25 protein-coding genes and 1 tRNA gene are annotated in these 21,452 nt (G+C 65.0%); 12 read left to right on the forward strand and 14 right to left on the reverse strand.

From position 1 onward, the window contains the following. Positions 1-292: 292 nt before the first annotated feature. From ACXJMY_RS10750 to ACXJMY_RS10760, 3 genes are read right to left on the reverse strand one after another with little or no spacing between them, the layout of a single operon-like run. The gene (locus ACXJMY_RS10750; RefSeq protein WP_456619301.1) at positions 293-1,105 is read right to left on the reverse strand and encodes an enoyl-CoA hydratase/isomerase family protein; all 813 of its coding nucleotides are present in this window, start codon (positions 1,103-1,105) and stop codon (positions 293-295) included. Positions 1,106-1,120: 15 nt separating this feature from the next. Further along, positions 1,121-2,281: an acyl-CoA dehydrogenase family protein gene (locus ACXJMY_RS10755; protein WP_456619302.1), complete on the reverse strand. Its 1,161-nt coding sequence runs from the start codon at positions 2,279-2,281 to the stop codon at positions 1,121-1,123. A 20-nt stretch (positions 2,282-2,301) separates the two neighbouring features. Then, positions 2,302-3,366 carry an acyl-CoA dehydrogenase family protein gene (locus tag ACXJMY_RS10760; RefSeq protein ID WP_456619303.1) on the reverse strand — a complete coding sequence of 355 codons (1,065 nt, stop codon included), beginning with the start codon at positions 3,364-3,366 and terminating at the stop codon, positions 2,302-2,304. 262 nt (positions 3,367-3,628) lie between these two features. Between ACXJMY_RS10760 and ACXJMY_RS10765 the strand changes: the two genes are divergently transcribed. After that, on the forward strand, positions 3,629-4,414 hold the full coding sequence (locus ACXJMY_RS10765; RefSeq protein WP_456619304.1) for an SDR family NAD(P)-dependent oxidoreductase: 786 nt from the start codon (positions 3,629-3,631) through the stop codon (positions 4,412-4,414). 96 nt (positions 4,415-4,510) lie between these two features. Here ACXJMY_RS10765 and ACXJMY_RS10770 read toward each other — a convergent pair whose 3' ends face one another. Both ACXJMY_RS10770 and ACXJMY_RS10775 read right to left on the reverse strand, forming a co-directional pair. Next, positions 4,511-4,783: a GlsB/YeaQ/YmgE family stress response membrane protein gene (locus tag ACXJMY_RS10770; RefSeq protein WP_456619305.1), complete on the reverse strand. Its 273-nt coding sequence runs from the start codon at positions 4,781-4,783 to the stop codon at positions 4,511-4,513. Positions 4,784-4,825: 42 nt separating this feature from the next. Further along, a complete protein-coding gene (locus ACXJMY_RS10775; RefSeq protein ID WP_456619306.1) occupies positions 4,826-5,413 on the reverse strand; it encodes a YidB family protein in 588 nt (195 codons plus the stop codon). 167 nt (positions 5,414-5,580) lie between these two features. Here ACXJMY_RS10775 and ACXJMY_RS10780 point away from each other — a divergent pair, with 167 nt between their 5' ends. Both ACXJMY_RS10780 and ACXJMY_RS10785 read left to right on the forward strand, forming a co-directional pair. Then, entirely contained in the window at positions 5,581-6,582 is a 1,002-nt protein-coding gene (locus ACXJMY_RS10780) for a 2-dehydropantoate 2-reductase (protein WP_456619307.1), read from the forward strand. Between the two features lie 36 nt (positions 6,583-6,618). After that, positions 6,619-6,819: a hypothetical protein gene (locus tag ACXJMY_RS10785; protein WP_456619308.1), complete on the forward strand. Its 201-nt coding sequence runs from the start codon at positions 6,619-6,621 to the stop codon at positions 6,817-6,819. A 232-nt stretch (positions 6,820-7,051) separates the two neighbouring features. Here ACXJMY_RS10785 and ACXJMY_RS10790 read toward each other — a convergent pair whose 3' ends face one another. After that, positions 7,052-7,684, reverse strand: a complete 633-nt coding sequence (locus ACXJMY_RS10790; RefSeq protein ID WP_456619309.1) for a hypothetical protein — start codon at positions 7,682-7,684, stop codon at positions 7,052-7,054. A gap of 208 nt (positions 7,685-7,892) precedes the next feature. Here ACXJMY_RS10790 and ACXJMY_RS10795 point away from each other — a divergent pair, with 208 nt between their 5' ends. The 4 genes from ACXJMY_RS10795 (at position 7,893) to ACXJMY_RS10810 (ending at position 11,118) form a co-directional block, all read left to right on the forward strand. Next, entirely contained in the window at positions 7,893-8,921 is a 1,029-nt protein-coding gene (locus ACXJMY_RS10795; protein WP_456619310.1) for an alpha/beta hydrolase, read from the forward strand. Between the two features lie 158 nt (positions 8,922-9,079). Next, a complete protein-coding gene (locus ACXJMY_RS10800) occupies positions 9,080-9,718 on the forward strand; it encodes an RraA family protein (protein ID WP_456619311.1) in 639 nt (212 codons plus the stop codon). Positions 9,719-9,743: 25 nt separating this feature from the next. Beyond that, entirely contained in the window at positions 9,744-10,115 is a 372-nt protein-coding gene (locus tag ACXJMY_RS10805) for a cupin domain-containing protein (RefSeq protein ID WP_456619312.1), read from the forward strand. A gap of 46 nt (positions 10,116-10,161) precedes the next feature. Then, entirely contained in the window at positions 10,162-11,118 is a 957-nt protein-coding gene (locus ACXJMY_RS10810; protein ID WP_456619313.1) for a tripartite tricarboxylate transporter substrate-binding protein, read from the forward strand. 57 nt (positions 11,119-11,175) lie between these two features. Here the strand turns inward: ACXJMY_RS10810 and ACXJMY_RS10815 are convergent, their stop codons facing one another. Both ACXJMY_RS10815 and ACXJMY_RS10820 read right to left on the reverse strand, forming a co-directional pair. Beyond that, entirely contained in the window at positions 11,176-11,469 is a 294-nt protein-coding gene (locus ACXJMY_RS10815) for a GYD domain-containing protein (RefSeq protein ID WP_456619314.1), read from the reverse strand. A gap of 125 nt (positions 11,470-11,594) precedes the next feature. Then, positions 11,595-11,948: a VOC family protein gene (locus ACXJMY_RS10820; protein ID WP_456619315.1), complete on the reverse strand. Its 354-nt coding sequence runs from the start codon at positions 11,946-11,948 to the stop codon at positions 11,595-11,597. Between the two features lie 164 nt (positions 11,949-12,112). Between ACXJMY_RS10820 and ACXJMY_RS10825 the strand changes: the two genes are divergently transcribed. Together ACXJMY_RS10825 and ACXJMY_RS10830 are read left to right on the forward strand one after the other, a co-directional pair. Further along, positions 12,113-12,189: transfer RNA gene (locus ACXJMY_RS10825), tRNA-Arg, on the forward strand. Positions 12,190-12,308: 119 nt separating this feature from the next. Continuing rightward, on the forward strand, positions 12,309-13,031 hold the full coding sequence (locus ACXJMY_RS10830) for a DUF2569 family protein (RefSeq protein WP_456619316.1): 723 nt from the start codon (positions 12,309-12,311) through the stop codon (positions 13,029-13,031). A 179-nt stretch (positions 13,032-13,210) separates the two neighbouring features. Here the strand turns inward: ACXJMY_RS10830 and ACXJMY_RS10835 are convergent, their stop codons facing one another. Then, positions 13,211-13,735 (reverse strand): BA14K family protein, encoded by a 525-nt coding sequence (locus ACXJMY_RS10835; RefSeq protein ID WP_456619317.1) that lies wholly within the window; start codon positions 13,733-13,735, stop codon positions 13,211-13,213. Positions 13,736-14,095: 360 nt separating this feature from the next. On the opposite strand from ACXJMY_RS10835, the gene ACXJMY_RS10840 reads away from it, so the two are divergent. Beyond that, positions 14,096-15,235: an amidohydrolase/deacetylase family metallohydrolase gene (locus ACXJMY_RS10840; RefSeq protein WP_456619318.1), complete on the forward strand. Its 1,140-nt coding sequence runs from the start codon at positions 14,096-14,098 to the stop codon at positions 15,233-15,235. 35 nt (positions 15,236-15,270) lie between these two features. On the opposite strand, the gene ACXJMY_RS10845 is transcribed toward ACXJMY_RS10840, so the two are convergent. The 4 genes from ACXJMY_RS10845 to ACXJMY_RS10860 all read right to left on the reverse strand — a co-directional run bounded on the left by ACXJMY_RS10845 (position 15,271) and on the right by ACXJMY_RS10860 (position 18,542). Beyond that, the gene (locus ACXJMY_RS10845; RefSeq protein WP_456619319.1) at positions 15,271-16,881 is read right to left on the reverse strand and encodes an ABC transporter substrate-binding protein; all 1,611 of its coding nucleotides are present in this window, start codon (positions 16,879-16,881) and stop codon (positions 15,271-15,273) included. A 165-nt stretch (positions 16,882-17,046) separates the two neighbouring features. Then, positions 17,047-17,601 carry a TlpA family protein disulfide reductase gene (locus ACXJMY_RS10850; RefSeq protein ID WP_456619320.1) on the reverse strand — a complete coding sequence of 185 codons (555 nt, stop codon included), beginning with the start codon at positions 17,599-17,601 and terminating at the stop codon, positions 17,047-17,049. A 31-nt stretch (positions 17,602-17,632) separates the two neighbouring features. Further along, on the reverse strand, positions 17,633-18,094 hold the full coding sequence (locus ACXJMY_RS10855; RefSeq protein WP_456619321.1) for a DsrE family protein: 462 nt from the start codon (positions 18,092-18,094) through the stop codon (positions 17,633-17,635). 19 nt (positions 18,095-18,113) lie between these two features. Then, positions 18,114-18,542, reverse strand: coding sequence for a DoxX family protein (locus ACXJMY_RS10860; protein WP_456619322.1), 429 nt, complete (start codon positions 18,540-18,542; stop codon positions 18,114-18,116). Positions 18,543-18,646: 104 nt separating this feature from the next. Between ACXJMY_RS10860 and ACXJMY_RS10865 the strand changes: the two genes are divergently transcribed. Then, positions 18,647-19,531, forward strand: coding sequence for a LysR family transcriptional regulator (locus ACXJMY_RS10865; RefSeq protein WP_456619323.1), 885 nt, complete (start codon positions 18,647-18,649; stop codon positions 19,529-19,531). Positions 19,532-19,539: 8 nt separating this feature from the next. Here ACXJMY_RS10865 and ACXJMY_RS10870 read toward each other — a convergent pair whose 3' ends face one another. Beyond that, on the reverse strand, positions 19,540-20,265 hold the full coding sequence (locus ACXJMY_RS10870) for an alpha/beta fold hydrolase (RefSeq protein ID WP_456619324.1): 726 nt from the start codon (positions 20,263-20,265) through the stop codon (positions 19,540-19,542). A 158-nt stretch (positions 20,266-20,423) separates the two neighbouring features. Between ACXJMY_RS10870 and ACXJMY_RS10875 the strand changes: the two genes are divergently transcribed. Beyond that, on the forward strand, positions 20,424-21,404 hold the full coding sequence (locus tag ACXJMY_RS10875) for a helix-turn-helix domain-containing protein (protein WP_456619325.1): 981 nt from the start codon (positions 20,424-20,426) through the stop codon (positions 21,402-21,404). Positions 21,405-21,452 lie beyond the last annotated feature (48 nt).

The raw sequence follows: 21,452 nt of genomic DNA on the forward strand, positions 1-21,452 counted from the left end.
TACCCACAGGCAGTGGTTTGGCGAAGACTCGTGGTTACCAGCTTCGCGCCACAACGTCTCCCTGGGGGTATGGGTCCCGGCCTTCGCCGGGACGACAGCGGAGTGTGGGCCGCGGGATCAATCTCTAACGTCGTCCTGGACAAGCGAAGCGCRGGACCCATTACCCCAGGGAGGAGTTTGGCGAAGACTCGTGGTTACCTGCTTCGCGCCACAACGTCTCCTTGGGGTAATGGGTCCTGGCTTTCGCCAGGACGACGGCGGAGGATGTGGCCGCAGCCGAGCGATACGGTCGTCACCGCCCCCTGAAATTCGCGGCGCGCCGCTCTTCCGTGGCCTTGACGCCTTCCTTGAAATCTTCCGTCGCGCGCAGCCTGGTCTGCTCGGTGAGCTCGTGGTTGGTCGCGGCCATCACGCGATCGGCCAACCCCGCGCGCATCGTGGCGCGCGTAGAGAGCAGGCCGAGCGGCGAGCATTCGGCGATCTCGCCGGCGAGCTTCATCGCGGCCGCCTTGACCTGGTCCTGCGGCACCAGCTCATTGGCGAGGCCCCATTTGACGGCTTCCTCGCCGGTGACGCGGCGGCTGGTGTAGAACATCAGCTCGGCATTGTTCTTGCCGATCAGTTCGGGCAGCGTCACGGTCAGGCCGAAGCCGGGATGGAAGCCGAGCTTTGTAAAGTTCGCGGAGAAGCGCGCTTCGGGGCAGGTGACGCGGAAGTCCGCCGAGACTGCGAGCCCGAGGCCGCCGCCGATGGCCGCGCCCTGCACGGCGGCAACGATCGGCTTCTTGATGCGGAAGATGCGCACGGCCTGGATGTAGAGATGGTTGATCGGGCCGAGGTTGTCGGCGGGATCGCCCTTCTTCTCGGCTTCGCGCGCTTCCTGCGCCTGCCGCGCCGGATCGCCGAAATTGGCGCCGGCGCAGAACGCCTTGCCCTGCGCTGACAGCACTGAGCTGCGGATCTCGATGTCGCGGTCGAACTCGTCGAGCGCATCGGCGATCTGGTTGATCAGCGAGATGTCGAAGAAGTTCAGCGGCGGCCTGCGGATCTCGATGGTGCCGACATGCCCGACCTTCTCGACGCCGATATCTGTATATGTGCTCATGATGTCCTCGAAGAGTTAGCGCAGACCAAGTCCGCGCGCGATGATGCCGCGCAGCACTTCGGTGGTGCCGCCCTGGATGGTGAGTTTCGGTGCGGTCTTGATGGCGAAATCGAGCTGCCGCTCCAGCGTCTCGCGGTTGGTCGCGGTCTCCTCGACGAAGGCGGCGAGATCGCGCACGCGGTGCGGAAGCTGCTGCTCCCAGACCGTGCCGATGTCCTTGACGATGGAGGCTTCCACCACCGGCTCCTTGCCGGCCTGCAACATGCCGGCGACCGAGACCGACATGCGCCGCATGGTGTGGAGCTGCGCGACGAGCCTTCCGATGCCTTCGGCGCTGCGCGTGTCCGGATTGGGACCGACCGCGCGCACCAGCTCAGTCAGAACGTAATAGGTTTCCAGGAAGCGCTCCGGACCCGAGCGCTCATAGGCAAGCTCGGATGTCGCCTGCTTCCAGGCGCCRTCGACTTCGCCCAGCACGTGATCGTCAGGGACGAAGAAGTCGGTGAAGACGACCTCGTTGAACTCATATTGGCCGGTGATCTGGCCGATCGGGTTCACCTGGATGCCCGGCTGCTTCATCTTGACCAAAAACTGGGTCAGGCCGTGGCGGCGGTTTTCCTTGGTCGGCTGCGAGGTGCGGAAGATCGCGATCATGTAGTCGGCGATATGCGCCGACGACGTCCAGATCTTGGTGCCGTTGATGAGATAGCCGCCGTCGGTCTTGGTCGCGCGCGTCTTCGCCGCGAACAGGTCCGAGCCGGAGTTCGGCTCGCTCATGCCGATGGCAAAGCAGACCTCGCCGCGGCAGATGCGCGGCAGGATGTCCATCTTGATGTTTTCAGGGGCGTACTTCAAAAGCACCGGCCCGCTCTGGCGGTCGGCGACGAAGAAGCGCCGCGTCGGCGCGTTGGCGACGCGCATCTCTTCCGTCACCACGTAGCGTTCGAGGAAGGAGCGTTCCTGGCCGCCATATTTCTTCGGCCAGGTCATGCCCAGCCAGCCCTTGGCGCCGACCCGGCGCGAAAACTCCGGCGCGTCGGTGTCCTCGCGGTTGGGCTTGTGCGGATCGAAGGTGCCGGCGGCGATTTCCTCGGCGAGGAAGGCGCGCACTTCCTTGCGCAATTGCTCGCATTCGGCGGGCAGGCGGATCGGATCGAAACGGAGGGCAGCGGTCATGTGTGTCTCGTCCTTATGACTCAGCGCGACGCCACGAGCGGCCACAATTCGTCGGCGCCACGGTTGGCGACCAGCTTGCCGAGCTCGACGGCCCAGTGGCTTTCCGAACCGAAATCGTCGCGCCAGGCCAGCGCCCGCAGCGAAAAGCGGTGCAGGATGTGCTCGCTGGTGAAGCCGATCGCGCCGTGCACCTGGTGGGCGATGGCGCCGCCCTTTTCGGCTGCTTCCGCGCATCGGATCTTTGCCGAGGCAGCTTCGAGATAGACCTCGTCGTTGAACGACTTTGCGTTCGCGATCGCGTCGGCGGCCGAGGTCGCGGCCGCAAGTGCGGCGGCGGATTCGCCGGCAAGCCGCGCGAGATTGTGCTGCACCGCCTGGAATTTCGAGATCTTCTTCTCGAAGGCGACGCGTTCGTTGGAGTAGCGCACGGAGATGTCGAGCATCGCTTCCAGCGCGCCGGCGATCTGGAGGCTGCGCGCGACGCCGCCCATCAGCATCAGCGTGGTCTGGTCAAATCCCTTCGGCGCGGGCTTGATGGTGACGGGCTGCACCTTGTCGAGCGTGACGGTGTCGCTGTGGTCGTAACCGACATTGAGCCCGGTCTCGATCCGCGCCTTGCCCGCGTCGATCAACGCGATCGAGACGCCGTCCTGGCCGTGCGCCAGCACGGCAAAATGCTTCGCTGCCTTGGCGAACGGCACGCCGCGGGCGCGGCCGGAGAGCGCGCCGTCGGCATCGCGCGTGATCCGGTCCTTCGGCGAGGCCGGCAGCACCGTCATCTCGCCTTCCGGCGAGGCGATCTTCGCCTGTGCCAGCAGCCAGCCCGCCAGCATGGTCTCGGCCAGGGGAACCGCGACGGCGAAGCGGCCGGCGGCGTTCAGCAGGGCAAAGCCGTCGGCAAGGCTGGCGCCGGAGCCGCCGAGGTCGTCGGGCACCCACGACAACGGCAGGCCAGCCTCGCTCAGCGCCTGCCACAGCGGCGCCTGCCACGAATCCTTCCTGTCGTTGTTGATGGTTTGCGGATCGGCGAGATCGGCGAAGATTTTTTCCGCGGTCTCGACGACGATATTGTCACTCTCCGCCACAGCGTTCCCCGTGTTTTGCCATTGGCATGTCCGGTCCGGCAGACGGACGGAGATGCGGTCTCTTCTTGCGCCGGATGATCGGAAAAAGCCATGGTCCTGACAAGCGTTGATCGCAAGCCCATCTGCGGCGCCGGCATGGGCCGGGGATCGATCCGGACTAATTCCGCTTAGCGGAGTTTGCTCGATTTGCAGGGCGCGCCAAACTCGCTAAACAAGGCCGGTTAAATCCAGAGAGCCTGTAATAACGGGGAAGGAAAACCGGATGGCTAAGGACAGCTTGTGCGCAATCGTGACGGGGTCCGCATCCGGACTGGGGGCGGCGACCGCGGAAATTCTCGCGCGGAGCGGGGCGCGGCTCGTCATCAACTATTCGTCGAGCCAGAAGGAAGCCGAAGCCACGGCAGAGCTCTGCCGCAAGGCCGGCGCAGCCGAGGTGCTGGTGGCGCAGGGCGACGTTTCCAAGGATGAGGATTGCCGCAAGATCGTGGCTGCCGCCGCCGGCTGGGGCCGGCTCGACGTGCTCGTCAACAATGCCGGCATCACCAAGCACGTCGCCCATGCCGATCTCGACGGGTTGTCGGCGGAAGATTTTCAGCGCCTGTATGGCGTCAACACGATCGGCCCGTTCCAGATGGTGCGCGCGGCGCGCAGCCTGCTGGAGGCCGGTGCGAAGGCGTCGGGGCGGCCGTCGGCGGTGGTCAACGTGTCCTCGGTCGCCGGCATCAGCGGCGTCGGCTCGTCGATTGCGTATGCGGCGAGCAAGGGCGCGCTCAACACCATGACGCTGTCGCTGTCGCGCGCGCTGGCGCCGCTGATCCGCGTCAACACGGTGTGTCCCGGCTATATCGATACGCCCTGGTTCACCAAGGGCCGCGGCGAAGCGGGTGCAAAGCAGGTGCGCGACAGCGTGGTCGCGAAGGTGCCGCTGAAGGTCGCATCAACCGCCGATGACATCGCGCAGCTCGTCTGCTTCCTGGCGATGCCGGCCTCGAGCAACATGACCGGCGAGGTCGTGCGCATGGATGCCGGGATGCATTTGGTGACGTGAGTGGCGCTGCTTCGCGCGTCATACACTGGTGTCGTCCCGGCCTTCGCCGGGACGACACCATTTTTGTTGATAGACCACAGCCCAAAGTGACTGCGGCTACCCCTTGATCACGCCGCTCGCCACCAGCCGGTGCCAGATGAACAGCACCACCACGGCGCCGATGGTGGCCATGATGAGGCCGGCGCCCTGGTCCGGACCGTAATGGCCGATGGCCTGGCCGATGAAGGTCGCGAGGAATGCGCCGGCGATGCCGAGGATGGTGGTGAGGATGAAGCCGCTCGGATTGTTCGGCCCCGGCGCGAGCCAGCGCGCGATGAGGCCGGCGATGAAGCCGACGACGATGATCCACAACAGGCCGCCCATGCTCATGAGAGTGCTCCCCTTCCCGAGAACGCGTCGATCAGATTTTGATTAAAGTCTGCCCGAGATCTCGTTCTCGGTCGGCAACCGTCCGTCCGGCGTCAAATGATCGATCACCTGCGGCAGATACTGGCTGAGGCCTGAGAGCAGCTCGTCGCGCGACAGGCCGCTCTGGGCGGACAGGCTCTCGATCTGGTCGGCGCCGAGCGCGTTGGCGAGGTCGCCGGGCGCGATCGGCTTGTTCTCTCCCTTGCCGACCCAGGTGCTCGCCGTCTCGCCGTGGCCGCCCTGCTGGAGCTGGTTGAGGAGATCGCCGAGCCCGCCGCTCAGCACGGTGCCGGCCGCGCCGCCCGCAAGCAGGCCGCCGAGGCCGCCCTTGAGCAAATCGCTCAGGCCGCCGCTGCCGCCGGGAGGAGCTGCACCGCCTGTATTGACAGGCGTCGGCGGCGGCAGCGGTGACCGCTGCTGTGGCGCTGCGCCCGGTTGGCCCGCGGTCATGTGCTTGAACGCTTTCCAGGCGAGCAGGCCGAGCAGCGCCATGGTCATGGGCGACATGCCGCCGGAGGATTTCTCGGAGCTGGGCGTGCTCGGGCCGCGCGGGCCGTTCTGCATGCCGTTGAGGACGTCGAGTAGACCCATGGTGCTCTCCTTTGGCGTTCTCGTCGGCGAGGTCTCGCCGGCGACAAGCCCCCGGGGCAAAAACATATGGGGCTCTCATGACGGTTACAAGGCGAATGCGTCGCAACCGATGGGCAGCCGGAGCTGCCTCTGCTATCGAGGGCGGGACGTTAAGGGAGCAAGGTCTGGTGGTTGCGGATCGACCGATCGTGGTGGCCGGCGCGGGCGCCATCGGCTGTTTTGTCGGAGGCATGCTGGCGGCCGGAGGCCGCCGCGTTGCGCTGCTGGTGCGGCCGCGGGTGAGGACCGAGATCGAGCGGTTCGGCCTGCGCCTGACTGATTTCGACGGCTCGGAGACGAAGCTGGGTGCGGGCCAGCTCGCTTTGTCCGAGGACCCTGCGATCTTCCACAGCGCCGGTATTGTGCTGGTCACGGTGAAGAGTTCCGACACGGCCGACATTGCGGACCGGATCGCGCAGCACGCGCCGCAGGATGCGGTGATCGTGTCCCTGCAGAACGGCGTCGGCAATGTCGCGGTTCTGCGCGAGCGTCTCGGCGGCCGGCGCGTGCTCGCCGGCATGGTGCCGTTCAACGTGATCGCGATGGGCGATGGCCGCTTCCATCGCTCGACCTCCGGCGACATTCACCTCGAGGCCGACGAGGCGAATACGGCCGCGGCGCTCTCGGTGCCCGGTCTCGCGATGCGGGCGAGCCGCGACATCACCGGCGTGCAATGGGGCAAGCTGATCATCAACCTGAACAACGCGCTCAGCGCGCTGTCCGACCTGCCGCTCGCCGCGCAATTGGCGAACCGCGACTGGCGAAGACTGTTCGCCGACCAGATGGCGGAAGGGCTGGCCGCGATGAAGGCTGCCGGCATCGATCCGGTCTCGGCGACGCCGATCCCCTCGTCCTGGACGCCGGCCTTGCTGAGATTGCCTGACGCGATCTTCAACCTGATCCTGGGACGGACCATGAAGATCGATCCCGAGGCGCGCTCATCGATGTGGCAGGATCTGAAGCAGGGCCGCAAGACCGAGATCGACCACCTCCAGGGCGTGGTCATCGCGCTGGCCGAACGGAACAGCGTCGAGGTGCCGCTGATGCGCCGCATTGTTGCGCTGATCAAGGAGGCAGAGACGGCGGGCCAAGGGCCGCCGGCGCTGACGCCGCGGCAGATTCGCGGGTAGCGCCTGAGTGCATGCCGCGCGACCGGAGGAGCAACGATGAGGCGTTTCGTGATGATTGGATTCGCGCTGGCCGTGTTGTGCGGCGCGTCCACGTTTGCTGAAGCCCGGCCGCCGACGGTCGTGAACTCTCCCGGCTATGACAGGCGATTGCAGGAGAGCAGGTCGCAGTTGGGCAGTTCACCGGCGACGGCGCCTGTGGCGACATCCAGGCGCAGCAAGAAGAAACATCCGAATTGATGCGCGGAGTCGCGTGCGCGCAGGTTGGCGCCACATGCGTCGTCCCGGCGAAGGCCGGGACCCATAGCCACCGAATGGGGTTTGGCGAAGACTCGTGGTGACCAGTCTCGTGYCGCAACTGCTCCCTGGGGTGATGGGTCCCGGCCTTCGCCGGGACGACGGCGGAGTGTGTAGCAGCGGCGGAATACAGATCGCGTGATTCTACGTTCGCCCTGCAGCACGAACCCGAAGCTCAGCCCTTCTTCGCCGGCTTGCTTGGCGCCGGGTTGAACAGCTTCTTCAGATCGTTCAGGCTTTCCGACAGGCGCGGCCATTCGCAGGAGAACGAGCCCTTGGCGCAGGGCGCGCCCTTCGGCCGCGGCCGCGCGTCGCTGGCTGCGGCCTGCGGGAATTTCGGACGCTCGACCGGCACGGGCACGCGCTCGACCTCGGTTCGCAGCGCGACCTGCTGGACCTGTTGAGGCTGCCGTTCCTGCTGCTCGCGCAGCTGCCGTGCAGCGGCTTCGGCCGCGGCATTGCTGCGGCGCTGGTCGGCGAGATAGGCGGTGTAGAATTCGTCGATCTTCTTCTGCTCCTCCGGCGTCGGGTTGGGCCCGGCGATGTCGAAGGTGCGATCCTGGAGGAAGTCGTAATAGGTGTAGCCGCCGCCCGGCTTGCGCCGGCCGGCGAACTTAGCGTTGCATTCGGCGAGCGCGGCCGTCTTCTCGGCCTTGGTTGAAGATTTCTCGGCGGCGTCGGCGCATGCCTCGAAATCCACCGGCGCGCGCTTCCACCATTGGGCCTGGGCATGCGACGGCGTCAGCAGAAAAAATCCTGCTGCGGCAATCAGAAGCGCCGCACGACGCGTTGCAACTACGTCCGACATTCTACGAGAGCATTCCTTGCAAAACTCAACCCGAACTGAGTCGGGCCAATTTTTGCCCCTTTATCGCCGGCTTGTCACCCATGGAACCCGGGAATTTCATGGCTGCAATGCTGACATTTTTTGCTTGACGTGGCGCGGGAGTCACAGCCGCGCGGCACATGATGCGCTTAGAGTTCTATTGGCTTGAATTCAAGGGGGAATGACCGTCATGAGAGCGCTGGCCCGTCTCGCCGCACTCGCGTTCGCGCTGACTTGCGGCCATGCCTTCGCAGCGGACGAAGATGCGCCCAACCGCAAGCCGGTGAAGGCGATTGCCGACGCGAGGCTCTCGGTCGGCGGCCGCGGAATGCTGCCGCTCTACCTGTCCCGCGACTGGTCGATGCCGCAGCCCGCGATCTCGCGCGCGATCATCGTGCTGCACGGGCGCCTGCGCAATGCCGACGAATATTACATCTCGGCCAACAATGCTCAGGCCGCGGCGGGCGACGACGGCAGGAGCGCGCTCATGGTCGTGCCGCAGTTCCTGGCAGAGATCGATATCGAGGCGTACAAGCTGCCGGAGGATATGCTGCGCTGGTCGCTGGAGGGATGGGAGGGCGGCGATGCCGCGCTTGCACCGAATCCGGTTTCTTCGTTCGAGGCGCTCGATGCGATCCTCGCAAAGCTCTCCGACCGGCGTATCTTTCCAAACCTGAAGCAGGTCGTGGTGGCCGGTCATTCCGGCGGCGGCCAGGTCGTGCAACGCTACGCCATCGGCGGCAAAGGCGAGGCGAAACTGTCGCGCCAGCACATCGACGTGCGTTACGTCGTCGCCAATCCGTCGTCCTATGCGTATTTCAGCGCGGATCGGCCCGTGCCCGCGATCGCCGCATCCTGCCCGGGCTACAACAACTGGAAATACGGCATGGGCGACCGTCCGCCCTATCTCGCGGACGCGACGCCGGCGGCGCTCGAGCAGCGCTATGTCGAACGCGAGGTGATCTATCTGCTCGGGACCCTCGACACCAATCCGAAGCATTCCGCACTGGACAAGAGCTGCATGGCGGAGGCGCAGGGCCCTTACCGCTACGCCCGCGGCCACGCCTATGCTGATGCGATGGCCAAGCGTGACGGCGGGACGCCCAATCACCGGGTCTGGGACGTCGCCGGCGTCGGCCATGACGGCGACAAGATGCTGACCTCGAAATGCGGGCTCGCGGCGCTGTTCGATATTCCGGGCTGCGGGGCGGAGCGCTGACGCGGGCGTCTTGAAGGCGGGTACCTTGAAGGCAGATAGCTTGAAGGGTTGACTCCCGCTGTTACACTTCGTCCCGCGACGCGCGATCGTTCCGCATCATGCCGTCGAAGGCACGGGCGCACCCCGACTGAGACACATCACGCAAGGACTGGACTTTCATGACCATCACCATCGCTGCGACCAGCGTGCCGAAGCCGTCGGCCGATATCATCGAGGGTTTTCGGAATGCGCCGACCTCGATCATTTCCGACAATCTCGCCCGGCTGCCCGGCGCGGTGGGGCTAAGGCCCTATCATCGCGGCGGCAAGCTGGTGGGCACGGCGTTCACCGTGCGCACCCGGCCCGGCGACAATCTCGCCATCCACCGCGCGCTCGAGCTGGTCGGCCCCGGCGACGTCATCGTGGTTGACGGCGGCGGCGACGAGACCCGGGCGCTGGTCGGCGAGATCATGAAGAACATCGCGCAGTGGCGCAAAGCTGAGGGCTATGTGATCGACGGCGCGATCCGCGACGTTGCGGCCTTCGCCGCGGACGACTTTCCCTGCTTCGCCCGCGCCGTGATCCACCGCGGGCCCTACAAGAACGGTCCCGGCGAGATCAACGTGCCTGTGACGATCGGCGGCAGCGTGATTTCGCCCGGCGACATCGTCGTCGGCGATGAAGACGGCGTGGTGTCGTTTCCGGCCGTCGGCGCCGCGGCGCTGCTGGAAGCGGTGCGCGCCCAGATCGTGCGCGAGGAAGAGACGCTGAAGGCGATCCGCGAGGGCCGTTACCAGGGCTCTTATGGAAAATCCTGATCGGAAGAATGATGGGGAGGATGGCGTGAGCCAGAAGGAAGAATTCCACAATCTCGACAATCCCGGCGACGGGCTGTTTCGCGAGCTCGCGGCGGGGGTGACCACGCGGATCTTTGCCGGCGAGCAGGCGATGCTGTCGGTGGTGACGCTGGCCCCGCATGCGCAGGGCACGCTGCACCATCATCCCGAGGAGCAATGGGGCGTGCTGCTCGATGGCTCCGCCATCCGTGTCCAGGGCGATGAGGAAATCCCCGTGAAGAAGGGCGATTTCTGGCGCACGCCGGGCAATGTGCCGCACACGATGCGCGCCGGCCCCGAGGGCGCCCGCGTGCTAGACATCTTCAGTCCACCACGGCCAGAATACAGAAAGCCGGGGTCGGGTTTCGGGACGACCTAAGGCGCCAAGAGCAAAAGCCGGGCGCAAAGACAACAGGGAGGGGACCATGACGATCACACGACGGGCGCTGCTGGCAGCGCCCGCCATCCTCGCGATGGCACCGGCAAGCGCACAGGCCGGCAAGATTACGCTGGTGGTGCCGTTCCCGCCGGGCGGATCGACCGACGCGATGGCGCGGCTGTTGCAGGCCAATCTACAGACAAAGCTCAACCGCATCGTCGTGGTCGAGAACAAGTCGGGCGCGGCCGGCGCACTCGGCGCCGCGCAGGTGGCGAAGAGCCCGCCGGACGGATCGACGTTCCTGGTCACCTTCGATTCCCACGCGGTGATCCCGTCCATCCTCGACAAGCCGCCGGTCGACGTCGAACGCGAGCTGATGCCGGTCTTCCTAATCGGCACCGCGCCTTATGTGATCGCCGCCGGCGCCGGCCGGCCCTACAAGAGCTTTGCCGACGTGGTGGCGGCCTGCAAGGCGACCCCCGGCGCGGTGAAATATGCCTCCGTCGGCATCGGCACGCTCGGCCATCTGGCGATGACCGTGCTCGGCAACAAGGCTGGCGTCGAGATCATGCACGTGCCCTATCGCGGCGGCGGCCCGGCGATGAACGACGTGCTCGGCGGTCACGTCGACCTGATCGCGGGCTCGGCGGCGCTGGTCGGCGCCCAGCTCGGCACCAACATGCTGCGTCCGATCCTGCAGCTCGGCCGCGAGCGGCTGCCGGCGTTGCCGGACACGCCGACCGCGATCGAGGCGGGCTTTCCGGATTTCGAGACGCTGGCCTGGTGGGGCATCTTCGCACCCGCGGGCACGCCTCCGGATGTCGTCGCGGCCATGGCGACCGCGTCCAGGGAGATCCTGAGCGAGCCCGCGACCGCCGCCCAGCTCAAGGAGACCCAGCAGATGACGCTGCTGCTCCAGGACGGCGCCGCCTTCAAGGCCTTCTTCGACAAGCAGGTCGCCTATTGGGGCAAGGTGGTCCGGGACAACAATATCAGGGCATGAGAGGCCTATTCCCGGGATTGCCATCCCGGGTCCAGTGCGCTCGCGCGGGCTTGAGCGTCAGAGCATCTTGCCGACGATCTTTGTCATATCTGCCGCTGAAAACGCGCGTAGCGTTTCGGTGCGGACATTGCCGAGTGCGCTGAGACTAAGGCTGAGCGACATCGCGGCAGCCTCATCTGGAGCCTCGAGAACGGTTACAACGTCATATCGTCCCTGCGTCCAGACGATCTCTCTCACGGTCACTCCGAACGTTTTGGCCATCTCCTTGAAGGCGTCGGCCCGCTTCGGCGAGTCCTTGACGTTGCGGACTCCCTGATCCGTGAAGTTTCCCAGCACGACATAGGTTACCATGGTCGTCCTCCCTGGTTAGAAACCCAGATACAATTCTCGCTTGAGGCAACCGCGCCGAGCTTGCCACGGCGGCTGGGATAGCGCTACTTGCGCGTTGTGAACGTCAGCGGATGTGACTTATTCGGTCAGGACAACGGCCGCGCGAAACTGAGCTCATGGCCGTCGGGGTCGGTGAGATGGAAGTAGCGCTCACCCCATTCGGCATCGCGCGGCGTGGTCGACGGCTGCCACCCGGCAGCGCGTGCGCGCTCGTAGGTCCCGTCGACATCGTCGACGTAGAAGATGATGCGGCCCCACCAGGACCAGCGCTTGTCGTCCGGCTGCGCCGTCAGGTTGAGATAGCCGGTGCCGGCGCGAAAGCTGGTGAATGCAGCGGCTTCGCCGCCATACAGGAGTTCGAACCCGAGCGAACGGTAGAAGTGCACGGCGCGCGCCATGTCGTGGGTGCCGAGTGTGATGGCACTGATGCCCTCGATCATGGTGCCGGCTCCTGGACGCGGTTTTGGGCAGGGGGACCATGGTACACCCCTCAAACGCAGTTTGACGACCATCGGCGCGGCGCATCGCGGACCCCGTCTGGCGACTGGCGATCCCAATTCTGCTCTGCTAAGAGGAGTCGAAACCCGCCTCCCGCGGGTTCCGCGGTCCCGTAGCTCAGCCGGATAGAGCGGCGGTTTCCTAAACCGTAGGTCGGAAGTTCGAGTCTTCCCGGGATCGCCATTTTCCGACAGTCGCGCGCCGCCACGAGCGCGCAATGCTGGTATCCCCACCAAATAGCTTTCTATCGTGACGTGTGCCGACAGCCGGCTAGAATACGGCGGGGTGCAGGGGGCCCTTGCATGACGGATTTGTGGTTCTACGCGGACGGCGGGCAGCAGCGCGGCCCGATCTCGATTTCGGAACTCCTTACGCTCCTCGCTCGTATCGCCGATCCTCGGCGTGTGATGGTCCGGCGGCACGGCTTCGAGGATTGGAAGCCGGTCGAGGAGGTGCACGAGATCGCGCAGCAGCTTCTTCAATCGCCGCCGCAAGAGCCGGCATCACCACCGGCGGCCGTCGTTCGGGAGCCCGCCGTTCTCGCCGAGGACGCTACTGCCTTCAAGGATGTCCAGCCCGAGATGACCGGCATCAGCGGTTGGCTCGCGCTTCTCGCGTTCGGCCAGGTGATGGGCATCCTGCGCCTGATCTTCAACGTCGGACAATATGTGCAATCGATCGACGACAAAGTCTGGACTTACTTTCCGACGGTGATCTGGAGTGAAATGCTGATAAACGCCGCCATGATCGGCTTCGCGATCTGGACAACGGTGCTCCTGTTCAGACACTCCCACAGGTTTCCAGCCTTCTTCATCGTACAAATGATCTGCGCGGTGCTGATGCCGCTCGTCGATCTCCTCTGCGTCGCATCGTTTTTTTCCGCCGCCCTCAATCGCCCGGTCAGCGATTTTTTCATCATCGAACCTCAACAGGTCGGACAAACGGTTGTCGGTGCAATCAGTGCCACGATTTGGATAACGTACGTCCTTCGCTCCCGCAGAGTCGCGAATACGTTCACGAAGTAGACCCGCCTTATGACGCGCGTGCCGGAGGGGCTGTTCTCCTGGTTTTCCTGCCCGTCAAGTCCCCAATAAAAAAAGAACCAGGCCGCCCAGTTGCGAATTGTTCGGGCCGTGCGTCGTCAGCGATCTCAGGGAGTCCCGAAGTGCCGGCGAGCACGGCGCGAAGATGTCACCACATCGAGCTATGGGCAGGGGTGTTGCTTGCCATCGTAGCCGAGATACGTTCCCGTAGCCGGGTTGTACGAGCGGTATTTTTGTTCGCAATAGGACGTGGCATCAGCAGCGTTGTCGTAGTCGCCGTAGAAGCCGTCGTCGTAGTCGCCATAGTAAGGCAAGCCCGAATACGCGCCCAATGCGAAGGCGCCAAGGCCAAGACCCCCGCCGTAAGCCCATGCGTGGCGGTAGCGATGCCGGAACCCGGCATGATGAAAATGACCGCCATGGAAGCCGGCCGCGACGGGACGTCCGGCCTGATGGAGACCACCGGGCGCATGGAAGCCGCCAGCGGCCCCGACATGACCAACGCCGCCGTGGAAGCCTCCGCCTCCGAAGTGCCCACCACCGTGAAATCCGCCGCCGCCTCCGAAATGTCCGCCACCGCCCCCGTGTCCGCCGCCGCCATGTCCACCGCCGCGCGCAGAGGCAGCCGCTCCCGGCGCCAGGGCGGCGCAAACAGCGATCACGCCAAGCAATTTCAGTCGTTTCATCGTTTTTCTCCAGCTACACGATTTCGGCCACGTCGCAACCTTTGCCGGACACTCATTGGCCCGAGAACTGCCGACGGACTCCATGTTCGCCGGATGCGCTCCCGCCGTCTTTTCAATAGGCCGCCGATGTTTCAGCTTCGCACGTGAAGTCGGACTCCGAGCGAGCAGACGCGTGCATTCGCGGTCGATGCCGGCAATGTTGCCAGGCATGGGGCCGACTTCCCGGGATCGCCATTTTTTCATGGGTAATCGTCGCTGTTTGCCACACTCGTCGGCGCAAAAATTGCTAGAAGCGAAAGACTTCCCTCCTGGCCTTGCCGACGTGCCGGCCACGCCTCACTGCCCCATCCGGAGATAACAATGCCTTTCGACTTGATCCTGCGCGGCGGCCGCGTGGTCGACCCGTCCCAGAAGCTCGATGCCGTGACCGATGTCGCCTTCGCGGGCGGCAAGGTTGCTGCGGTCGGCAGCGGGCTCAAGGCGGATCCGGGCACCGAGGTGCGCGACGTTTCGCAGCTCATCGTGACGCCGGGACTGATCGATCTCCACACCCATGTCTATTGGGGCGGCACCTCGCTCGGCATCGACGCCGAGGAGTTTTGCCGGACCTCCGGCGTCACCACCGCGGTCGATACCGGCAGTGCCGGCCCCGGCAACTTCGCCGGCTTCCGCAAGCATGTGATCGAGCCGAGCCAGGTCCGCATCCTCGCTTATCTGCACGTCTCGCATGCTGGCATCTTCGGCTTCTCGCACAAGGTGATGGTCGGCGAGAGCGAGGAATTGCGGCTGATGAATCCGATCGATGCGGCCAAGGTGGCGGATGCCAACCGCGATCTCATCGTCGGCATCAAGGTGCGCGTCGGCCTGCACGCCTCGGGCACGTCGGGGATCGTGCCGCTCGACATCGCGCTCGAGGTCGCGAACGAGGTCGGCATGCCCCTGATGGCGCATATCGACCATCCGCCGCCGAGCTACGAGGAGGTGCTGGCCCGCCTTCGTCCGGGCGATGTGCTCACCCACGCATTCCGGCCGTTCCCCAACACGCCGGCGACCGCGCAAGGCACGGTGAAGAGGGCGGTGCTGGACGCGCGCGAGCGCGGCGTGCTGTTCGACATCGGCCACGGCAAGGGCTCGTTCGCGTTCAAGACCGCGCGCGCCATGCTCGCCAACGGCTTTTATCCCGACACCATCTCTTCCGACATCCATCTTCTGTGCATCGACGGCCCGGCCTTCGACCAGGTGACGACCTTGTCGAAATTCCTGTGCATGGGCATGCCGCTTTCGGACGTGATTGCGGCGTCGACCGTCAACGCGGCAATGGCGATGCGGCGTCCCGAGCTCGGCAGCCTCAAGCCCGGCAGCGCCGGCGACGCCACGCTGATCTCGATCAAGCAAGGTCAGTTCGACTACGAGGACGTGGTCGGCGAGCACCTGATCGGCGACCGCAAGATCGTCTCCGAAGGCGTCGTCATCGGCGGCCGCTGGTGGCATCCGAAATAGGGCTGCGCTCTCCCCGTAAGAATTGGGAGAGCAGCTCAGTCGTTCTTGTCCACATTCCAGAACATCGGCGTCGCCGGGCCGTCGATCACGCCGGTGAGCGATTTACGCCATGCGCTCGGCGCCAGGAATTGGCCGAGCGGGACGTAGATCACCTGATCGTAGGCCTCCTTCTGCACGTCGAAGGCGATCTTCTTCTGCTCTTCCGGTGAGGTGGCGCGGGCAAAGGCGTCGCGCAGCTCTTCGAGCTTGGGGTCTTCGGGCCAGCCGAACCAGCCGCCCTCCTTGCCCTTGCCGCCCATGGGGACATTGACCAGTGGGTTCATCGAATCGGTGGCGCCCTGGTAGGTGAAGAACATGTTCCAGCCGCCTTCCTTCGGGGACTTCTGGTTGGCGCGGCGGGTGACCACGGTCTGCCAGTCCATCGCCTGAAGGTCGACCTTGAAGCCGGCCTCGCGCAAGAGTTGTGCGACCACGACCGGCTGCGCTTTCAGCAGGATCTGATCGGTCGCCGCCAGGATCACCACGGGCGTGCCGTCATAACCGGCCTCAACCAATGCCTTCTTGGCGTCCGCCATGCTGTTGCCCTTGATCAGGGTCTCGCCGCCGGCGTCGCTGGCCAGCGGCGTATCGCAGATGAAGAAGGCGCCGCAGAATTTGTAGTATTTGGGATTGCCGATCTGTGCGTCGAGCACGTCCTTCTGGTTGATTGCGAGCAGCGCGGCGCGGCGGATCTTCACATTATCGAACGGTGGATGCAGGAAGTTCATGCGCCCGAACGATTGGAAGCCGAACTTGTTCAGGATTGTCAGGTTGATGTCTGGGTTGGACTCCAGCGTGGGCAGCATGTCGAACGGCGGCGTTTCGACGAAATCGACATCACCGGATTGCAGCGCGTTGAGCGCGGTCTGCGCGTCAGGCATCGTGATCCATTCGACGCGGTCGACCTTCACCACCTTGCCGCCGGAGGTCCATTCGGCCGGCTCCTTGCGCGGCACATAGTCGGTGTTCTTTTCGTAAATGGCTTTCACGCCGGGCTGAAACTCGCCAGCCACGAATTTGAACGGGCCGGAGCCAATCTGCTCCGGAATCTGCTTGGTGATCGGGGTCTCTGCAAGCCGCTTGGGCATCATGAAGGCCACGATCGACGATGGCTTGGCGATCGTCTCCAGCACCAGGCCATAGGGCTCCTTCAGCTTGAGGACGATCGATTTGGCATTTGCGGCTTCGATGCCCGCCGTGAAGTCCATCAGCTTGCGCGCCATGCCGTCGACGCTCGTGCCCCAGCGCTTCAGCGAGGCGACGCAATCCTCCGCCGTCACCGGCGCGCCGTCATGCCACTTCAGGCCGTCGCGCAAGATAAAGGTGTAGGTCAGCTTGTCCGCGGACACGGTCCAGTCGGCCATCTGCGGCCGCACCTTGAAGCTGGAATCGATGCCGAGCAGCGTATCGTAGACCATGTAGCCATGGTCGCGGGTGATGATGGCCGTCGTGAAGCCGGGATCGGTGACGCGAAGGTCCGATTGCATCACCGCAGTCAGGATCTTCTTTCCGGCCGCGGCTGATGCAACCGACGTCCAGGCCGCGGGAAGTGCCGATGGCGCAACAGCCGCAAGCTGAAGCAGTTTCCGTCGCGAGACGTGAACCATTCGCAATTCTCCCGATGCAAGCGAGACCAGATGGCGGCTGCCGATGGCGGGCAGCGTATGGTCTGCTGCCGCACCTTGCAATGACGGGTTGTCTCGTAAATCTGAATTCGCTTGCGATTGAGCAAGGCCGTTGGAACCGTCGGCGCGACGGCAGGCCGCCTCATCCTAGCCCTGCTCGCGATAGAATTGCAGCAACCGCGCGCCCGCGGGCGAGAGCCACTCAGCGGCGCCGGCGATGTAGCCCTCGACGCGATTGCTCACTCCGACCAGATAGGTAATGGGCATTCCAACGATCGTGAAGACCGAGGCGGACGACTCCGCCGCCGCTCCATACGCGTCGACATAGCAGGCGAGGTTCTGCACCGCGAGGCCGCCGAGGAACGCGCGGATCTTTCGCAAATCCTTCGTGTCGGTGCAAACAGCGACAACATCCAGTCCGTCGCGTTGCGATGCGGCGAGGCTTGCAAGCACGGGCAGATCGAGCCGGCAGGCCGCGCACCACGTCGCCCAGAAATTGACGAGCGTGATGCGTCCCGGCTTTGTCGTCACGACAACGTCCTTTCCACGCAGGTCCTGAAGCCGCAGTTGCGGCATCGCGGCGCGGGGCCGCACCAGCGTGAATTGGCTGCGGCCGGTCTCGAACACCGGTGGCCAGGCGGGAGCGCCGACCTGCGCGCGGCTTGCGTGCGGAGCAACAAGGAGCGCCGGTGCGGCCATCATGAGCGATCGCCTGGACAATGCGCGAGATTTCTCACGCATGGATGTAGGCCCAGCCCTTGAGTTGGAGCTCGACGACGCGTCCGATGCCGAACGGGACCAGGCTCGCGCCTGCGATCAGCGGAATCGCGATCTGCTCCCTGGCTTCCGCGATCGCTTTGGACGACGCGCACATGCTGTAGGCGAGATTGGGCAGCGACTGCCGCAGCGTCGCGAGCGGCTCGGTGAGCGTCGACTTGTCCGCGCGGAACAAGTCGATGCCCTTGCCGTTGGCGACGACTTCGATCAGCAGCCTCGCGCCCTTGTCGGCGAAATGTTTGGCGAGATTGGCTGAGTAGCTGACGGCGTGTCCCATGACATAGGGCTCGTTGCTGTCGATCAGGATGACGACGCCGTCGACGAGGCGATCGTCCTTGGCTGCGGCGGCGCCGCCCGTCGTGAGGATCGACGCTCCCGCGAGCAGGCCCCTCCGCGACCATCCGTTGGCAGAGACCATGGCCGTGCCAACCCGCCGCTCAGAATTGCCGCGAAACAATCGGCGCCTTGCGGCCGCGTCCCCACAGCACGAACAGCGCGAGCGCGAGCAGGACGATGTTGAGCGGTGTGACCGCAGCCTCGCCGCGCGAGATGTGGAAGACAAGTGCAAAGACCTGCAGCACCGAACAACCGAGCGCGGCCAGCACCGTCAGCCGCGGCAGAATTCGCGTCAGGGCCGGCAACAGGATGCCAATCCCGCCGGCGAGATCGACCAGCCCGATGAAGCGAACGAACGTTTCGGAATACTGGCCGGCCCAGGGCATCATCGCGGCCAACTGGGGGATCGGCGTGAGCAGCTTGACCAGCCCGGCCGAGGCGAACGCGGCGAAGATCAGGACCTGCGCGATCCAGAGGCCGATGCGAAGGGCCCGGCCGGGCTGGGCGGTTTCGAGGGTGGTCGTCGACATGGTGGGTCTCCAGACAGCTGAGGGTTGCCACCATTTGATAGTTTCACCATCTTTGATCATTATGTGCTTTGGGATGGATTCCTTTCCCTGGTGTTGATGATCTCATGGATTCCCTGGTCAGTATGAGGGTGTTTTGCCTGGTCGCGGAGCTGAAGAGCTTTGCGGCTGCGGCGGAGCGCCTGCGCCTCTCGCCCGCCATGGCGAGCAAGCATGTGATGCAGCTCGAAAAGCGGCTGGGCACGCGGCTGCTCAACCGCACTAGCCGGCGCGTCAGCCTCAGCGAGAGCGGCGCGCTCTATTTCGAGCAAGCGCGGCAGATGCTGGATTCGCTCGACGAGGTCGAAGCCGCCGTCAGCAAGGCGACCGTCGTTCCACGCGGCACGTTGCGGCTGACCGCGCCGGTCTGGATGGCGAACGCGATGTTCGCGGGCGTGCTGTCCGACTATCGGGCCCGCTATCCGGAAGTGTGCCTGGATGTCGATCTCAGCGGGCGGCTGGTCAATCTGGTCGAGGAGGGATTCGACCTGGCGCTGCGCGCCACCGGCACGCCCGACGAGGCCCTGATCGCGCGTCCGATCACCAGGGTCGCGTTCCACCTGGTCGCGTCAGCCGCCTTTCTCGATCGTGCCGGCCGCCCGGCCGGGCCGGCCGACCTCGCCGGCCAGGCGGTCCTGCACTATGCGCTTTATCCGGGCGAAAGCTTCTCCTTCACGGGAGACCGCGGCGTCGAAACCGTCAAGTTCAACCCGGTCCTGCGCAGCGGCAATGAAACGCTGCTGCACATGGCTGCGCTGGAAGGCATGGGCCTCGCCTTCCTGCCGAAATGGCTGGTCACTGAGGACATCGCCGCCGGACGTCTCGAGCACGTTCTGCCCAATGAGATCATCTTCGAAGGGCGCCTGTTCGCGGTCTATCCCAGCCGCAAATATCTCTCCGCGAAGGTGAGGACCTTCATCGACTTCGTCGCGGCCGACAAGCGGATGAGATAGCGCGCCGGTCAGTCGCGCCCCGCCTCCATGATCGCCTTGGCCAGCCGCGCCGGATCGGAGAAGCACAATTCGTGGCTTCCCGGCACCTGCACCAGGCGGAACAGGCCGAGCTTCTCCGACAGCCGCGGATGCCAGGGATAGCCGTGCGGCAGCGCGGTGTCCTCGGTGCAGTTGATGTAGGATTTTGCCAGCGGCATTTCGGCCGGATTGGTCTTCAGCGCGATCTTGTCGCTGAAGGTCTTCAGCGGATGCGGATTGAGGATCTCATAGGCGCGCTGCGCCAGCGCGAGATCGGCATCGTTGATGAACGCATCGCGCCAGATCGGGAACGGCAGCACCACCGAGCCATCGCCACGCTCGGCCGCGATCATGTCGAACAGGCCGACATATTGCGGCGGCACCATGTCGTTGAGCGACTCGCCATTGTTGGGCACGAACGCGTTCCAGTAGACCAGCCGCCGGATGCGCTCCGGCGCAAGGTCCGCCACCCCGGTGATGACCATGCCGCCATAGGAATGGCCGAGCAGGACGACGTCCTTCAGATCGTTCTCGGCGAGGTAGTCGACGATGGACTGGACCGCCTCCTTAAGCCCCGTCGTCTTGGCATCCCCCGGGCGATTGCCTTTGATCGTCGGGGTGTAGGCCTGATGGCCATGGGCGCGGATCGTCGCCGCGACAGGCTCGAACTCGGCACCGGTGTGCCAGGCGCCGTGAACGAGAACGTAGGTCGACATGTTGTGGCTCCTTCGCAGGATGTGGTTAGATCGGTACGAATGGGGTCTTTTGCGGCGCTCGCGAGGCGCGGCGGACAATTCTTGTTGTGCGAAGTGTGAACCGGCGGACCATTTTCCGCTTGTCTGATGCTGAACCGGATTGGTCTCGGAGCGAACTGATGGAGCAGCTCAATTCTGAAAGCCGGCCCCCGCATCTGGTCTGGGACACCGGAGGAACGCGGCCGGAGGAGCAGTTCTCCTACTATCGCGAGGCGATCTGCCAGGCATTCATGAACCTGACGCCGGAATCGGCCACGACGTCGCGCTTTCCGGCCAAGGTGGAGACGATCCGGCTGGGCGCGGGCGCGGTCAACCGGGTGGTGTTTCCCGAGCACACCGTCAATCGTTCGCGCGCCGATATCGCGACATCAAGCGAGAGCTGCTTCTATCTCAACTTCAAGCTCGCCGGGCGCTGCCGCATGCTCCAGGGCGGCCGCGAGGTCAGCCTGTCACGCGGCCAGGTCGGCATTGTCGACAGCGATCGCGAGGTGACGCTGCTGCACGATCGCGGCCCGACGCTGCAGGTCGCCTCTTTCTGGGTGCCGTCGCGCGCCTTACGCGACCGGCTGCCGCCGTCGTTCGATTTCAGGGCCGAGCGCGTGTCCGATGATCCCCATGTCGGTCATCTCATCGTCGAAACCGCGCGGTCCCTCAATGCCGGCGCGCTGCGGATGGCGGAGGAGGACGGCGTCCGGCTGTTCGACGTGCTGCTCGATCTCGTTGCGCTCAGCCTGTCGCGCCGCTCACGGGCGCAAACGGCGGAGGCCATCAATTTCGCCGACGCCACCGTGCTGGCGTTGCGCCGTGCCATTCACGAGCGGCTGCGCGAGCAGGGGCTGACGGTTGCCACCGTCGCCGGCGCCGTCGGCATCAGCGAGCGCTACGTGCACAAGCTGTTCGAACGCACCGGCACGACGTTTTCCGATTACGTGATGCAGCGGCGCCTCGATGGCGCCGCGGCCGACCTCAGGGATCCGGCATTGCCCGGTCGCGAAATCGGCGCCATCGCGTTCGACTGGGGCTTTTCCGACCTCTCCCACTTCACCCGGCGCTTCAAGCAGCGTTTTGGATGCCGGCCGCGGGATTGGCGTGCGGGCTGAGGGAAGTTACGTGAGGGCGGTTTGTGGCAACGATGTCGCCCCGCTCGT

This window comes from Bradyrhizobium sp. P5_C12 (genome assembly GCF_054049735.1).